The sequence below is a fragment of the Curtobacterium sp. Leaf154 genome, assembly GCF_001424595.1.
In the GTDB taxonomy this organism is placed as follows: domain Bacteria; phylum Actinomycetota; class Actinomycetes; order Actinomycetales; family Microbacteriaceae; genus Curtobacterium; species Curtobacterium poinsettiae.
Genome location: NZ_LMOS01000005.1, coordinates 18,918 through 32,448 on the forward strand (window position 1 = coordinate 18,918; position 13,531 = coordinate 32,448).

Below are 13,531 nucleotides of genomic sequence, written 5' to 3' on the forward strand. Positions count from 1 at the left end.
GCTCGACCTGCTGGGAGTGGCAGGTGCAGGAGACGAACCCTGCGAGCAGTGACCGGCCGACGGCCGACCTTGCTGCTGCGCTGAGTATGACATGACAACGACCCACGTGCCGAACTGCGCGGAGGCACAGGCGGACTGACAGCTTGACGGTCCCTCATGGATCTGCAACGGTCCGCCGCCCCTTGTCGGCAAGTTCAGATAGCGCTACTCTCCGATAGTGCGAATATCCGAACTTGCTCGAGCGTCGTCGACGCCGGTCACCGCCGTCAAGTACTACCAGCGCGAAGGCCTGCTGCCCCCTGGTGAGAAGTCCGCGCCGAACCAGACCGCCTACGACGACCGGCACGTCGAGCGGGTCCGGCTCGTCCGGGCACTCCTGGAGACCGGCGGGCTCTCCGTCGCCGTCGCGAAGCAGGTCCTCGCCGTGCTGGACACCGAGACGGCACCGCTGGCCGAGGTCTTCGCCGTCGCCCAGTACGCGATGACCACCCCGCGGTCCCCCGAGTCCGCGGCGACGCCGGAGGCACGTGCCCGGATCGAGGAACGGGTGTCGGCCGCCGGCTGGTGCGCGACGTCGGACAACCCGGGACTCGAGACCGCTGCGCGGGCACTCGACGGGCTGCGCACCATCGGGTTCGACGCCCCGGACGACTACCTCGACGCCTACGTGTCGGCAGCGGCGAGCGCAGCACGCGCCGACGTCGCCGCGCTGCAGCACCGCGACGGCCGGACCGCGATGGCGGAGCTGATGGTGATCGGGACAGTCCTCGGCGATCCGCTCTTCGCGGGACTCCGGCGCCTCGCGCAGCAGGACGCCACCCACGACCTGTTCCCCGTCGCCGACACGGACGAGGCCGGCGCATGAGCGCGCCAGGCCGGATCGCCGCCGTGCGCCGAGCGGTGGCGTGGCACCCGGCACTCATGGCCGTGGCCGGCCTGATGGTCGTGGCCACCGCGGTCTGCGTCGTCGGCCTCGTCGTGGACCCCCGGACCATCCTGGGGGCACCGGCGTGGGCGAAGCCGCTGAAGTTCTCGCTGTCGATCCTGCTCTACGCCGTCACCTGGGCGTGGCTCATCGCCCACCTGCCGAAGTGGCGGACGCTCGCTCGGCGGCTCGGCACCGTGGTCGCCGTGGCCCTGGTGGTCGAACAGGCGCTGATCGTGTGGGCCGCCGCGACCGGCACGACGAGCCACTTCAACGTGTCGAACAGCGTGCACGTGGTCGTGTGGGCGGTGATGGCGGTGGCGATCACGACGCTCTACCTCTGCACCTTCGTCACCTCGATCGCCCTGTTCTTCCTGCGTCTGCCGACCCCGGCGCTGACGATCGCCGTCCGTGCCGGTGCCGTCATCGCACTCGTCGGCATCGGGGTCGCCTTCCTGATGACCGGTCCGACCCCCACCCAGCTCACTGCTCCGGACGGGATCGTCGGCGCCCACACGGTCGGGATCGCGGACGGCGGCCCAGGGGTGCCGCTGCTCGGGTGGAGCACCGTCGCCGGTGACTACCGCGTCGCCCACTTCGTCGGCATGCACGCCCTGCAGGTACTCCCGCTGGTCGCGCTCGTGCTCGCCGCCGCCGGTCGGCGCCTGCCGTGGCTGGCAGACCAGACCACGCAGGTGCGGATCGTGGTCATCGTGGCGGTCGCGTGGGCAGCGGGCACCGTGCTCCTCACCGTGCAGGCCGCGGTCGGACAGTCGGTGGTCCACCCCACCGGCGTCGTGGCAACCGCGGCGTGGGCACTCGTGCTGCTCGCCGCGGCCGCGAGCGTGACTGTCCTGCTCCGCGCCCGCACCGCTCCGGTGGCGCGACTGCGCTGACGGGTCGCGGGCCGGACGACCCCACCGGTCGCCGGTCAGCGGGCCCGGAGCCCTCGGGAGACCAGGTCGGCGGCAGCACGGGCTTCCATCGCCCACCCGGGGCGATCGATCCCGGCCCCGATGCCGTGCAGCAGCATGAGCACCGTGCCGGAGGTGACGTCGGACCGGATGGCACCGTCGGCGGCCGCGCGCGCCAGCAGCTCGGCGAGCGTCCGCTCGAGCTCTCCCCCGCCTTCCGCCTGGGTGGTGGCGTCGACCACGGCTGCGAGGGTGCGTGCGAGTGCCGCGTGGTCGACCACGTACTCCACGAACCCGCGCAGGAAGTCGTCGAGGCTCTCGCCCGGGGGGAGCGTCGAGTCGCGAGCACGTCGGCACAGGACATCGACCTCGCCCCGGTACACCGCCGCCGCCAGCGCTGCACGCGTCGGGAAGTGCCGGTAGAGGGTGCCGACCCCGACCCCGGCGCGTCCGGCGAAGTCGTCGAAGCGCAGCTGCTCGTCACGCTCGAACGCCGTCCGGGCAGCGGCGATGATCGCGTCGCGGTTCCGTCGGGCGTCAGCACGCATCGGCTTCTCGGCGGGCATCGGCTGCTCGTCCGGCACAGGCACTCCTTGACAAGTGGAAACGATCTCCATATCTTCCAAGTGGAGATCGTCTCCAGACTAGCGGACAGGTGCCTGATGCGGATCCTCATGCTCGGACGGGGCGTCATCGCGACGATCTACGGCCAGGCCCTCCAGCACTCCGGACACCACGTCGACCACCTGGTGCGGCCCGGGCGCGCGGCCGAGTACGGCGACACCGTGCAGACCGACGTCATCGACGGCCGCCGCGGCCCCCTGGGCCGGCGGACCCGAACGACGTCGCCGACGCGACTGGTCGAGTCGATCGAGACGGCGGACGCGTACGACCTCGTCGTCGTCAGCGTGGGCCACCATCGGCTGCAGGATGCCGTGACCTCCCTGGCGCCCCACATCGGTGACGCGACGGTGCTGGTCCTCGGCAACGTGTGGGACGAACCCCTCGCCGCGGTCGCACCGCTCGCCGCGGAGCGGGTGCTGTTCGGGTTCCCGGGCGCCGGCGGCGGGTTCGACGCCGACGGGGTCCTGCACGGTGCCGTCCTCCGGTCGGTCCGGCTCGGGACGACCGGCACGGCTCCGGACCGGCAGGAGCTCGTGCGGTCGGTGTTCCAGCGGGCCGGGTTCACCGTGCAGGACGAGGACGACATCCGCGGGTGGCTGTGGCTGCACGTCGTGCTCGACGCCGGCATGTTCGCGCAGGCCCTGCACAGCGGTGGTCTGGCGACGATGGTCGGGGATCGGCGGGCGCTCCGCGAGGCGTTCCGGATCGGGCGGGAACTCCTCCCTGTGCTGGAGGCGCGGGGCGTCGACCTCTCCCGACACCGCTCCACGACGCTGCCCGTCCGGCTGCCGGGGACGTCGGCAATGCTCGTCGCCGCGGGCACTGCGCTGGTCCCGATCGCGCGTGCGAGCCTCGCCGCGCACGACGACCCGACCGCCGCGGAACCCCTGGCGGTCCTCGAGGACGTCCGGCGGGCCGCCGCCGCCCTGGGCATCCCGACCCCGCGCCTCGACCGGGCGGCGCGACGCGCCTGACGACGGGTGCGGGCGGTGGACGCGACCAGCAACGGCCTGGAGGCTCGGTGCCAGCTGGCACCGAGCCTCCAGTCCGGCACGGCGAGCGTTCCGGACCCGCCCGTTACGCTGTCCCCGTGTCAGAGCCGCGCCGCAGTCCGGGGAACCAAGCTTCACTGCGTGAAGCCAACCGGGGCCGGGTCGTCAGCGCGGTCAAGCGGCACGGCGGGCTGACCCAGGTTGAGCTCGCCGGGGTCACCGGACTCTCCCCCGCGACCGTGTCGAACATCGTCAAGGAGCTCGTCGCGACCGGCGCCCTGCACGCGACGCCGAGCACCTCGAGCGGCCGCCGGGCGCTCCGCGTGACCCTGCCGCACGGCCTCGGGCTGGTCGCCGGGGTGCACGTCTCACCGCGGCACCTGCGGCTGGCGCTGTCGGACCTGAACGGCGCCGTGCTGGCCGAGCGGCACATGCCCCTGGCCCGCGACCACCGGGCCGATGCCGAGCTCGACAAGACCGCGCTGCTGGTGCTGGACATGGCGGAGTCCATCGAGTCGTCGATGGACGAGGTGCTCGCCGTCGGCCTCGCCGTGGCCGCCCCGATCGACGCCCGCACCGGGATGACGGCGCGCGGCGGGATCCTGCGCGGCTGGGACGGCATCGCGCTCGGCCAGTCACTCGCCCGGCGGATGGACAAGCCCGTGCAGGTCGACAACTCGGCCAACCTCGCCGCCCTGGCCGAACACCGGAGCGGCGCCGCCCGGGGTCGCGACACCGTCGTGACGCTCGACGTCGGCAACGGCATCGGCGCCGGACTCGTGCTGGGCGGGCACCTGTTCCGCGGGCACCACGGCATCGCCGGCGAGTTCGGGCACACCCCCGTCCTGCCGAACGGGCCGCTGTGCCGGTGCGGCAACCGCGGGTGCCTCGAGGCGATCGCCGGAGCACCCGCCGTGCTCGAGGGCGTGCGCGACGAGGTCGGCACCCTCAAGCTGGCGGACCTGATCCTGCGCGCCATGGCCGGTGACCAGGTCTGCATGCGCGCCGTCGCCGAGGCCGGGCGGGCGATCGGTTCGGCGGCGGTGGGCCTGTGCAACGTCCTCGACCCCGAGCGGGTCGTCGTCACCGGCGAGTTCGCCCGTGCCGGGGAGCTGCTGCTCGGCCCGATGCGGCACGCCCTCGAGTCGTCGTTGATCGTCGACGTCGACGGCACCCCGGACGTGGTGCAGGGACAGCTCGGCGAGAAGGCCTCGGTGACCGGCGCGCTGGCCCTGGCGATCGAGGCCGTGGACGTGACGCGCGCACGCTAGGCGGACCCGCGCCGGGGCGTGCCGGCCGGGGCGCTCCGTGCTGCACCGGCCGCACCGCTCCGCGCCCACCGGATAACGTTTTCGTCACGGCACGCGGTCCTTGCGTTCAACTCTTGCAGCCAAGAACGCTCACTGTCACACTCAGGGCACCGCCGATGGGGGCGGTCCACTGTTGGAGGACGTTTCAATGAAGAAATCCACCACACGAGCGATGCTGGGCGTCAGCGCCCTGCTGCTCGCGATCACCACCCTGGCGGGCTGTTCCAACGGCGCGGACGCCGGGACCGGTTCCGGCGGAGACGCGTCGAAGGCCAAGATCGGCCTGCTCCTGCCCGACTCCGTCACCGCCCGGTACGCCAGCGCCGACCGCCCGCTCTTCACCGCCGAGGTGAAGAAGCAGTGCAGCGGCTGCTCGGTCATCTACGCGAACGCCGACGGCGACGCGTCGAAGCAGCTGCAGCAGGCCCAGTCGATGCTCACGCAGGGCGTCAAGGTCCTGGTCCTCGACCCGTTCGACGGCGAGGCCGCTGCGTCCATCGTCCAGCAGGCGAAGGCCAAGAAGGTGCCGGTCATCTCGTACGACCGACTCATCAACAGCCCCGACCTGAGCTACTACATCTCGTTCGACAACGAGAAGGTCGGTGAGCTGCAGGGCCAGGCGCTCGTCGACGCCCTCAAGGCCAAGAAGGTCCCGGAGGGCTCGGGCATCATCATGGTGAACGGCTCCCCGACCGACAACAACGCCTCGCAGTTCAAGAAGGGCGCCCACTCGGTCATCGACGACAGCGGCTACAAGGTGCTCGCCGAGTACGACACCCCCGGATGGGACCCCGCCAAGGCGCAGGACTGGGCAGCCGGCCAGATCAGCAAGCTCGGCAAGGACAAGATCACGGGCGTCTACGCGGCGAACGACGACACCGGCGGCGGTGTCATCGCGGCCCTGAAGTCGGCCGGCGTCACCGAGCTCCCGCCCGTCACCGGGCAGGACGCCTCGCTCGCGGGCATCCAGCGGATCCTCGCCGGTGAGCAGTACATGACCGTCTACAAGGCCTTCAAGCCCGAGGCGTCGAAGGCCGCCGACCTGGCGATCCAGTTCGCCAAGGGTGAGACCCCGAAGGGCGACACGACCGTCGACACCGCCGGCGGCGCCAGCGTCCAGTCGACGCTGCTCGACCCGGTCGCCGTCACCACGGACAACGTCGAGTCGACGGTCGTCAAGGACGGCCTGTACGAGGTGTCGAAGATCTGCACCGCGCAGTACAAGTCGGCCTGCGACAGCGCCGGTATCAAGTAGGTCCGACCCCCCTCTGCCCSCCCGGTCCGACTGCGGACCGGGCGGGCCTCACCGATCGAGGACGACACCCGTGAGCACGACACCCGTGAGCAACGCGTCACCAGCAGCACACCCCTCCGCCGAACCGGTGATGTCCCTGCGCGGGATCACCAAGCGGTTCGGCGCCGTCCAGGCCCTCAGCGACATCGACTTCGACGTCTACCCGGGCGAGGTGGTCGCCATCGTCGGCGACAACGGCGCCGGCAAGTCGACGTTCGTGAAGATCCTCGCCGGGGTCTACACCCCGGACGGCGGCACGATCACGTTCGGCGGTGACGAGGTCACCGTCCCGAACCCCGCGGCGGCCCAGACCCTCGGCATCGCCACCGTGTTCCAGGACCTCGCCCTCGCCGACAACCTCGACGTGGTCTCGAACCTGTTCCTCGGCCGCGAGATCGCGCACCCGTTCCTCGACGAAGAGGAGATGGAGCGCCGCTCGTGGGAGCTCCTGCAGCAGCTCGCGGCCCGGATCCCGTCGGTGCGGATCCCCATCGCGTCGCTGTCCGGTGGGCAGCGGCAGACCGTGGCGATCGCCCGCTCACTGATCGGCGACCCGCAGGTGGTCGTCCTCGACGAGCCCACCGCCGCACTCGGTGTCGCGCAGACCGCCGAGGTCCTGAACCTCGTCGAACGCCTGCGCGAGCGCGGCCTCGGCGTCGTGCTCATCAGCCACAACCTCGCGGACGTGCAGGCCGTCGCCGACCGGGTCGCGGTCCTGCGGCTCGGGCGCAACAACGGCACGTTCCGCATCGACGACGTCTCCTACGAGGAGATCATCGCGGCCATCACCGGCGCCACCGACAACGCCGTCACCCGTCGCGCCGCCGCCCGGACCGAGCAGGAGACCAGCGCATGAGCAAGACCGACGAGACCCTCACCGCGGCGACCCCGACCCCCTCGGCGGCCGACCTGCAGGACGAGCGGCTCCTGCGCGACCAGGGGATCGGCGGCGCGGCGAAGGCGTTCGTCCGGCGGGTCCGCGGCGGTGACATCGGTTCGCTGCCGGTGGTCGTCGGGCTCATCGTCATCTGGGCGGTGTTCCAGGCGCTCTCCCCCGACTTCCTGTCCCCGGGCAACCTGGTCAACCTCGCCCTGCAGTGCGCGGCGGTCGGCACCATCGCGATCGGCATCGTGCTCGTGCTGCTGCTCGGCGAGATCGACCTGTCCGTCGGCAGCGTCAGCGGGCTCTCCGCCGCGATCCTCGGCCAGGGCCTCACGACGCTCGGCTGGCCGCTGTGGCTCGTGATCACCGTCGCCCTGGCCGTCGGTGCCGCCGCCGGTCTGCTCTACGGCCTGCTGTTCACCCGCTTCGGGGTGCCGAGCTTCGTCATCACGCTCGCCGGTCTGCTCGGGTTCCTCGGGCTGCAGCTGCTCATCCTCGGCCCGAACGGCTCGATCAACCTGCCGTACGACTCGCCGATCGTGCAGTTCGCCTCGGCGTCGTACCTGCCGCCGTGGCTCGCCTACCTGCTCGCCGTCCTGGCCGCCGGAGGACTCTTCTTCACCGAGATCCGCCGCGCTGCCCGTCGCCGTCGCGCCGGACTGTCGACCGGGGCGGTGTCCCTGACGATCGTGAAGTCCGTCGCCCTGTTCCTCGGCCTGGCGCTGATGGTCTGGTACCTGTCACGCGACTTCGGCACCGGCACCTCGTTCGTGTTCTTCATCGTGCTGGTCGTGCTGATGAACTTCGTGCTCAAGCGCACCCGCTGGGGCCGTTCGGTCTTCGCGGTCGGCGGCAACGTCGAGGCTGCACGGCGCTCCGGCATCCGGGTGAACCGCATCTACATCTCGGTGTTCATGCTGACCTCGCTCTTCGCCACCGTCGGCGGCATCCTCGCCGCCGCCCGCCTCAACTCGGCGAGCCTGTCCTCCGGTGCCGGCGACACGAACCTCAACGCGATCGCCGCCGCCGTCATCGGGGGGACGAGCCTGTTCGGTGGCCGCGGCAGTGCCTGGTCGGCGCTGCTCGGCATCATCGTGATCCAGTCGATCTCGAACGGCCTCACCCTGCTGAGCCTCGACTCGTCGATCCGCTACATGATCACCGGCGCGGTCCTGCTGCTGGCCGTCATCATCGACTCGCTCTCACGGCGCAGCCGCGCCAGTCACGGCGCGGCCTGAGCGGGGCCCTGGACCCCGCCACGTCGGCGGACGGGAGGCACGGTGCCAGCTGGCACCGTGCCTCCCGTCCGTTCGTCCCTGACAGTTCACCGCCTGACTTGGCCACCTGGCCAAGTCAGGCGGTACGGTCGGTCCATGACCCTGCACCAGGAGCACCGCAGCATCGAGGAACGGCGACACCAGCTCGTCGACGCGGCGATCGCGGTCCTGCGCGACGGCGGGATCGCCGCGCTCACCACGCGTGCCGTCACCACGTCCGCCGGGCTCCCGCACGGTGCGTTCCACTACTGCTTCGCCTCGAAGTCGGCGCTGTTCCGGGCGGTGCTCGAACGACAGCTGCGGGGCGCGATGGCGGCCGCGTTCGCCACGCCGACCACACGGCTCGATCCACGGGCGCGGATCGCCGCGGGCCTGGCGGCGCACCTCGGGCAGACCAGGAGCGACCCGGCGACCGCACTCGCCCTCGTCGAACTCGTCACGCACTCCCGTCGCGATGCCGACCTGGCAGAGCTCGCCGCGTGGGAACAGGGGGCGTACCTCGAAGCCGTCCGCGCGCACGTCGACGCCTGGTCGAGCGAGGACGGGATCACGTGGGCGGTGCCGGTCGAGCAGGTCGCACGCCTGCTCATCGCGACCGCCGACGGCGTCAGCGGGTCGTGGCTCGCCGATCGTGACGACACTGCCGCTTCCGAGACCGTCGCCACGGCGGCTCGGGCGATCGCCAGCCTCGTCGGCGGCGGTGCCTCGTGAAGTGGCTCTTCCTCGGGATCGCGATCGTCGCCGAGGTCACGGGTGCCCTGTCCATGCAGGCAGCCGTCGAGCAACCCGCCTGGTACGCCGTCGTCGGCATCGGGTACGTCACCGCCTTCGTCATGCTCATCCGGGTGCTCCGGAGCGGCATGGCCGTCGGCGTCGCCTACGGCATCTGGGGCGCTTCCGGCGTCGCACTGACCGCGGTGCTCGCCGCCGTCCTGTTCGGGCAGGCCCTGACCCTCACGATGATCGTCGGGATCGCGCTCATCGCGGTGGGCGTGCTCCTGGTCGAGATCGGGTCCCAGCGGGCGCTGGCACGTTGCGAGCAGGAGGCCCGCTGATGGGGTGGGTCCTGCTCGCGATCGCGATCGTCACCGAGGTTGGCGCGACGATCAGCCTCAAGCTCGCGACGGACGGGAAACGCGTCTGGTACCTCGCCGTCGTCGCGGGGTACCTGACCGCGTTCAGCCTGCTCGCCGTGGCATTGACGCTCGGCCTGCCGATCGGGGTGGTCTACGGCATCTGGGCCGCGACCGGCGTCGCCCTGACCGCCGTCCTCGGACGCGTGCTCTTCCGCGAACCGCTCACGGCGCTCATGCTCGGCGGGATCGCGCTGATCATCGCCGGCGTGCTCCTCGTCGAGCTCGGGCACTGAGCGCCGTGCCATTATCGCCTGGTGCGAGGTTGCACGCGTGGTGCGACCCTGATGCCTCGCACCACGTGTGCAACCTCGCACCGATCGGCGACAGACAGCCCCTGCGGTCAGCTCGATGAACGGATGCGGTCCTGAGCAAGGGCGATCCGGATCGTCTCGAGTGCCGTCAGCCCGAGCGCCGCGTCGGCGGTGGCGGTACCGCCGCGCACCATCGCGATCCCTCCGGCCACGACCGGCTCGGTCGGCAGGACTGCCCGGTGCCCTGCGTGCCGATGGATGACCACGGTCGTGGTGTGCCCGACCGCGGTCCGCCGAGCTGCGATGCGGCGAGCGCTCTGGGCACTCGGCCAGACCTGGTCGTCCTCTCCGGCGATCAGGACGAGCTGCGGTATCCGCTCGACGGGTACCGCCGCTGCCCGAACCCGGTCCGGGGCAGCTTCGTACGAGTGTTCGTAGAGCGATCGGAAGCGCGGTGGTTCCTCCCGCCGCCAGGTGTCCCACGCCAACGGCACGTGCGGCAGTAGCGATCCGTCGAGGGTCCAGTGCGATCGTTCCACGCCCTCGTCGTCCGGCCAGGGCCACACCACGTCGGTGGGTGCGAACGCGATGACGCCCGCGACCGAGGGGCGGAGGGCGCCGAGGACCAGCGCGGCCTCGGCCCCGAGGGACGTCCCGACGAGCCAGACCCGATCGCAGGTCCGCTCGAGATCGTCGATACGGGCGAGGAAGAGCTCGAGGGGGACGGACCACGGTCCCGGTTGCTGGCCGGCTCCCCCGAACCACCGGATCGATTCAGCGACGTGCCCGAGTTCCGCGAAGACCCGCGCGCGGTCCTCGTCGATCCGCCCGCTCGACCCCGCGAGCACCAGGACGCCGGTCCCCGATCCGCGGGGAGGGACGAACCGAACACCTTCTGGGTCGCTGAGCCCGATTCGCTGCACGGGACCAGCATGGCCGCTCCGATCAACCGTCGCGAGGAACGCTGTTCGCAGCACGGGACGCCGACACCGCACCGACGACGAGCGCCGCCAGCGTGGTCGCCAGGGACAGCCCGAGCAGCACCACGTAGAGCACCGGGATGAGCTGGGCCGGTACGGACACGATCGCCACGACCGCGGCGGCGATGAGCAACGGCCGCATGACCCGGCGGGCGGCCCGGTGTCCGGCGTGCCAGGCCGCGTCGCTCCGCATGAGCGACGGCAGTCGGATACCCGCTGCGCGGTTCCGTCCCAGGCCCTCTGCAGCGATCGACACGATGCCCCAAATCGCTGCGTCGACGATGAGCAGGAGCACGGCGCAGCCGATCGCGGCCCACCAGCCCGGACTGTCCATCACGGCCTCCCCGCACCACGCGAACGCGCGGTGGAGGCGGCGCGCGCGAGGTCAGGAGACTGGCGCGCCTGCCGAATCGATCTCGGCCAGGATCCGGTCGCGCCGCCGCTTCTCGATCATCGACAAGACGGTGACGAACGCTGCAGCGCAGACGATGAGCACGACGAACAGCCAGCGCCACGGACCCAGCGTGGCGAGTGCGGACGCCGCCAGGCCGAGGAGGCCGAGGCCCATACCGATGAGCGCCGGGATCGCCATCCGCGTCGACCGTCGCTGCCACGCGAGCAGCGCCCGCACGAGCGGCATGGTCTCGGGCGTCATCGCGGCCCGCCCAATGAACTGCCGGGTCACGGACTTGCGGTCCGCAGGGGTGAGCGCGCCGAGCGGCCGTTCGGGCGTGTCGACGATGTAGGGCAGCAGCCTGCGGTGCCGTCGAGCGCGGACCCAGGCGGTCACCGCCACGACCGCTCCGGCGACGGCGAGGAGGAACCAGACCAGCATGCTGAGCCGCAAGGCGGCGGGGGCAGTGGCGGCCACCCAGAGGACCGACAGCGCGGCGAGTCCCGCCTGCTGCGACATGACGACCACGGTCGGCCCGTTCTCGACCAGGTGCTCCGCGCGCCGCGTCGCCTCGGCGAGGCCGCTCGGGTTCACCACCCGGGGACCTCGACCCGGACCGAACTGATCCGGCCGGAGCGAGTCTGCGCCGTCACGGCCGGGTCGTAGCTGTCGGCTGTCGCCAGGTAGAGGGTGCGACCGTCCTCGCCACCGAGCGCACAGTCGATCGCGCACTCCCCGGGCGCGTCGACGCGGTCGGTCACCTCGCCGCCCTCGACGACCCGCAGGAACTCCCCCGTGTCGACCGAGCAGACCCAGACGGCACCGTCACGGTCCACGGTGCTGCCGTCCGGGGTCACGCCGCCGGGCAGGGCTGCCCACTCGCGACGCCCGGTCAACGAACCGTCGTCCTCGATGTCGAACGCGGTGAGCCGGCCGCCCCACGTCTCGCTGACCACCAGGGTCCGGGTGCCGGGCAGGACGTTGGCGCTGTTCGGGAACACCAGGCCTTCCGCGGCGAGCCGGACGGAGCCGTCGGGGTCGATCACGTAGAGCGGGCCGGGGCGTAGTTCCTCGCCCGCGTACAGGTCGTAGCCGAAGGCGCCGATGTAGGTCCGGCCGGTCTGGGCGTCGACGACCAGGTCGTTCACGAGCGACGACTCGATCGCGGACAGGTCGGCGAACACCGAGGTGCTGCCGTCCGGCTCGACGGCGACGACCGTGCGGGACTCCATCGAGCTGATGATGAGACGTCCGTCGGCCAGCCACCCGAGTCCGGACGACTGCCCGTCGACGGTGGCCTCGAGCCGGGGGCCGTCAGTCGAGGACGGGTCGACCGAGAAGACTTCGCCGGTGTGCATGTCCGAGTACCAGAGCCGCCCGTCGTGCCAGCGGTTGCCCTCCGGGAACCGGATGCCGGAGATGACGATGTCGGTCGCAGAATCCAGGGTGATGTGCACGGATCCACCCTGCCATCCGGACCCCCGCGCCACCCGATGGTCTGGCACGATCGACCCATGCCCCTCGACGGAACTCCCCTGCACCGGCTCGGCTTCCTGACGATCGGGTCCTTCGACCCCGCGCGACCATCGGAGGGGCACGAGGACACGCTGCGGGTGATCGAGCGTGCCGAGGCCCTCGGTTTCGACAGCGCGTGGCTGCGCCACCGGCACCTGCAGCACGGCATCTCCTCCCCCGTCGCGGTGCTGGCCGCCGCCTCGCAGCGCACCTCGCGCATCGACCTCGGTACCGCCGTCACCCCGATCGGCGCCGAGAACCCGTTCCGCCTGGCCGAGGACCTCAGCACGGTCGACGTCCTGCTCGGTGGCCGCCTGAACCCCGGGTTCTCCGTCGGGACCCCGATGAACTTCGACCTGTACCGCGACGCGATCTACCCCCACACCCTGGAGCACGAGGACCTCGGCAACGACCGGCTCCTGCGCTTCCGTGACCTGGTGCGCGGTGACCCGGTGACGGACACCGAGACCGTCGAACGTCGGGGCATCGAGGAGTTCGCGAGCACCGTCCAGCCGCACAGCACCGGCCTGGCCGACCGGATCTGGTACGGCACCGGCAGCACGAAGTCGGCCGTGTGGGCGGGCGAGAACGGCTTCCACCTGCTCACCTCGAGCGTCACCCGCAGCGAGGTCGGCACCGACTTCGCCACGAACCAGCGCGCCCAGATCGACGCGTACCTCGACGTCCACCCCGACCCCGCTGCCGCCCGCGTCTCGCAGGGCCTGGTCGTCATCCCGACCGACACCGCGACGAGCGAGCAGGAGGCCCGCTACCGCGCCTACGTCGACAGCCGCTCGGGCCGCGTCGGCGTGCCGATGGGTCCAGCAGGGATGCTCTTCGCTGCGGACCTGGTCGGCACGTCGGCCGAGATCGCGGACCGGCTGCGCGCCGACGTCGGCTACCAGGCGGTCACCGAGGTCGCCTTCGCGCTCCCGTTCTCGTTCGAGCCCGACGACTACGCGCAGATCATCACCGACATCGCGGAGCGTCTCGGCCCGGAACTCGGTTGGGCGGCGCAGGGCGCGGCCTGAGAACG

General features: G+C 71.6%; 16 protein-coding genes. 11 read left to right on the forward strand and 5 right to left on the reverse strand.

Annotation, left to right across the window (positions count from 1 at the left end):
- Positions 1 to 217 precede the first annotated feature (217 nt).
- Together ASF75_RS10260 and ASF75_RS10265 are read left to right on the forward strand one after the other, a co-directional pair.
- Positions 218 to 865, forward strand: a complete 648-nt coding sequence (locus ASF75_RS10260; RefSeq protein WP_056071127.1) for a MerR family transcriptional regulator — start codon at positions 218 to 220, stop codon at positions 863 to 865.
- Positions 862 to 1,821 (forward strand): hypothetical protein, encoded by a 960-nt coding sequence (locus ASF75_RS10265; RefSeq protein WP_200942688.1) that lies wholly within the window; start codon positions 862 to 864, stop codon positions 1,819 to 1,821. The genes ASF75_RS10260 and ASF75_RS10265 overlap by 4 nt, the downstream gene beginning before the upstream one ends.
- Positions 1,822 to 1,856: 35 nt before the next feature.
- Here ASF75_RS10265 and ASF75_RS10270 read toward each other — a convergent pair whose 3' ends face one another.
- Entirely contained in the window at positions 1,857 to 2,423 is a 567-nt protein-coding gene (locus tag ASF75_RS10270) for a TetR/AcrR family transcriptional regulator (RefSeq protein WP_082509637.1), read from the reverse strand.
- A 78-nt stretch (positions 2,424 to 2,501) separates the two neighbouring features.
- Here ASF75_RS10270 and ASF75_RS10275 point away from each other — a divergent pair, with 78 nt between their 5' ends.
- From ASF75_RS10275 to ASF75_RS10310, 8 genes are all read left to right on the forward strand, one after another.
- The gene (locus tag ASF75_RS10275) at positions 2,502 to 3,437 is read left to right on the forward strand and encodes a ketopantoate reductase family protein (protein ID WP_056071130.1); all 936 of its coding nucleotides are present in this window, start codon (positions 2,502 to 2,504) and stop codon (positions 3,435 to 3,437) included.
- A gap of 116 nt (positions 3,438 to 3,553) precedes the next feature.
- Complete coding sequence (locus tag ASF75_RS10280; protein WP_056071133.1) at positions 3,554 to 4,726, forward strand: ROK family transcriptional regulator; 1,173 nt, start codon at positions 3,554 to 3,556, stop codon at positions 4,724 to 4,726.
- 187 nt (positions 4,727 to 4,913) lie between these two features.
- Complete coding sequence (locus tag ASF75_RS10285) at positions 4,914 to 6,020, forward strand: sugar ABC transporter substrate-binding protein (protein ID WP_056071136.1); 1,107 nt, start codon at positions 4,914 to 4,916, stop codon at positions 6,018 to 6,020.
- Positions 6,021 to 6,150: 130 nt separating this feature from the next.
- Positions 6,151 to 6,915: an ATP-binding cassette domain-containing protein gene (locus tag ASF75_RS10290; RefSeq protein WP_111038920.1), complete on the forward strand. Its 765-nt coding sequence runs from the start codon at positions 6,151 to 6,153 to the stop codon at positions 6,913 to 6,915.
- On the forward strand, positions 6,912 to 8,180 hold the full coding sequence (locus ASF75_RS10295) for a sugar ABC transporter permease (RefSeq protein WP_056071139.1): 1,269 nt from the start codon (positions 6,912 to 6,914) through the stop codon (positions 8,178 to 8,180). The genes ASF75_RS10290 and ASF75_RS10295 overlap by 4 nt, the downstream gene beginning before the upstream one ends.
- Positions 8,181 to 8,315: 135 nt before the next feature.
- Positions 8,316 to 8,930: a TetR/AcrR family transcriptional regulator gene (locus ASF75_RS10300; RefSeq protein WP_056071142.1), complete on the forward strand. Its 615-nt coding sequence runs from the start codon at positions 8,316 to 8,318 to the stop codon at positions 8,928 to 8,930.
- On the forward strand, positions 8,927 to 9,274 hold the full coding sequence (locus ASF75_RS10305; RefSeq protein WP_082509639.1) for a DMT family transporter: 348 nt from the start codon (positions 8,927 to 8,929) through the stop codon (positions 9,272 to 9,274). Before ASF75_RS10300 ends, ASF75_RS10305 begins: the two co-directional genes overlap by 4 nt.
- A complete protein-coding gene (locus tag ASF75_RS10310; protein ID WP_056071145.1) occupies positions 9,274 to 9,588 on the forward strand; it encodes a DMT family transporter in 315 nt (104 codons plus the stop codon). The genes ASF75_RS10305 and ASF75_RS10310 overlap by 1 nt, the downstream gene beginning before the upstream one ends.
- A gap of 107 nt (positions 9,589 to 9,695) precedes the next feature.
- On the opposite strand, the gene ASF75_RS10315 is transcribed toward ASF75_RS10310, so the two are convergent.
- From ASF75_RS10315 to ASF75_RS10330, 4 genes are read right to left on the reverse strand one after another with little or no spacing between them, the layout of a single operon-like run.
- The gene (locus tag ASF75_RS10315; RefSeq protein ID WP_071252411.1) at positions 9,696 to 10,529 is read right to left on the reverse strand and encodes an acyl-CoA thioester hydrolase/BAAT C-terminal domain-containing protein; all 834 of its coding nucleotides are present in this window, start codon (positions 10,527 to 10,529) and stop codon (positions 9,696 to 9,698) included.
- A 22-nt stretch (positions 10,530 to 10,551) separates the two neighbouring features.
- Positions 10,552 to 10,920, reverse strand: a complete 369-nt coding sequence (locus ASF75_RS10320) for an SdpI family protein (protein ID WP_056071151.1) — start codon at positions 10,918 to 10,920, stop codon at positions 10,552 to 10,554.
- 51 nt (positions 10,921 to 10,971) lie between these two features.
- Positions 10,972 to 11,577 (reverse strand): hypothetical protein, encoded by a 606-nt coding sequence (locus ASF75_RS10325; RefSeq protein WP_056071154.1) that lies wholly within the window; start codon positions 11,575 to 11,577, stop codon positions 10,972 to 10,974.
- Positions 11,571 to 12,437 (reverse strand): SMP-30/gluconolactonase/LRE family protein, encoded by an 867-nt coding sequence (locus ASF75_RS10330; RefSeq protein ID WP_056071158.1) that lies wholly within the window; start codon positions 12,435 to 12,437, stop codon positions 11,571 to 11,573. Before ASF75_RS10330 ends, ASF75_RS10325 begins: the two co-directional genes overlap by 7 nt.
- A 57-nt stretch (positions 12,438 to 12,494) precedes the next feature.
- On the opposite strand from ASF75_RS10330, the gene ASF75_RS10335 reads away from it, so the two are divergent.
- A complete protein-coding gene (locus tag ASF75_RS10335; RefSeq protein WP_056071161.1) occupies positions 12,495 to 13,526 on the forward strand; it encodes an LLM class flavin-dependent oxidoreductase in 1,032 nt (343 codons plus the stop codon).
- Positions 13,527 to 13,531 lie beyond the last annotated feature (5 nt).

Bases quoted from the DNA above. Each gene is read 5' to 3' on its own strand.
- ASF75_RS10295 (WP_056071139.1), top strand. From the start codon at position 6,912: ATGAGCAAGACCGACGAGACCCTCACCGCGGCGACCCCGACCCCCTCG.
- ASF75_RS10300 (WP_056071142.1), top strand. From the start codon at position 8,316: ATGACCCTGCACCAGGAGCACCGCAGCATCGAGGAACGGCGACACCAG.
- ASF75_RS10290 (WP_111038920.1), top strand. From the start codon at position 6,151: ATGTCCCTGCGCGGGATCACCAAGCGGTTCGGCGCCGTCCAGGCCCTC.
- ASF75_RS10320 (WP_056071151.1), bottom strand. From the start codon at position 10,920: ATGGACAGTCCGGGCTGGTGGGCCGCGATCGGCTGCGCCGTGCTCCTG.
- ASF75_RS10285 (WP_056071136.1), top strand. From the start codon at position 4,914: ATGAAGAAATCCACCACACGAGCGATGCTGGGCGTCAGCGCCCTGCTG.
- ASF75_RS10265 (WP_200942688.1), top strand. From the start codon at position 862: ATGAGCGCGCCAGGCCGGATCGCCGCCGTGCGCCGAGCGGTGGCGTGG.
- ASF75_RS10335 (WP_056071161.1), top strand. From the start codon at position 12,495: ATGCCCCTCGACGGAACTCCCCTGCACCGGCTCGGCTTCCTGACGATC.
- ASF75_RS10275 (WP_056071130.1), top strand. From the start codon at position 2,502: ATGCGGATCCTCATGCTCGGACGGGGCGTCATCGCGACGATCTACGGC.
- ASF75_RS10310 (WP_056071145.1), top strand. From the start codon at position 9,274: ATGGGGTGGGTCCTGCTCGCGATCGCGATCGTCACCGAGGTTGGCGCG.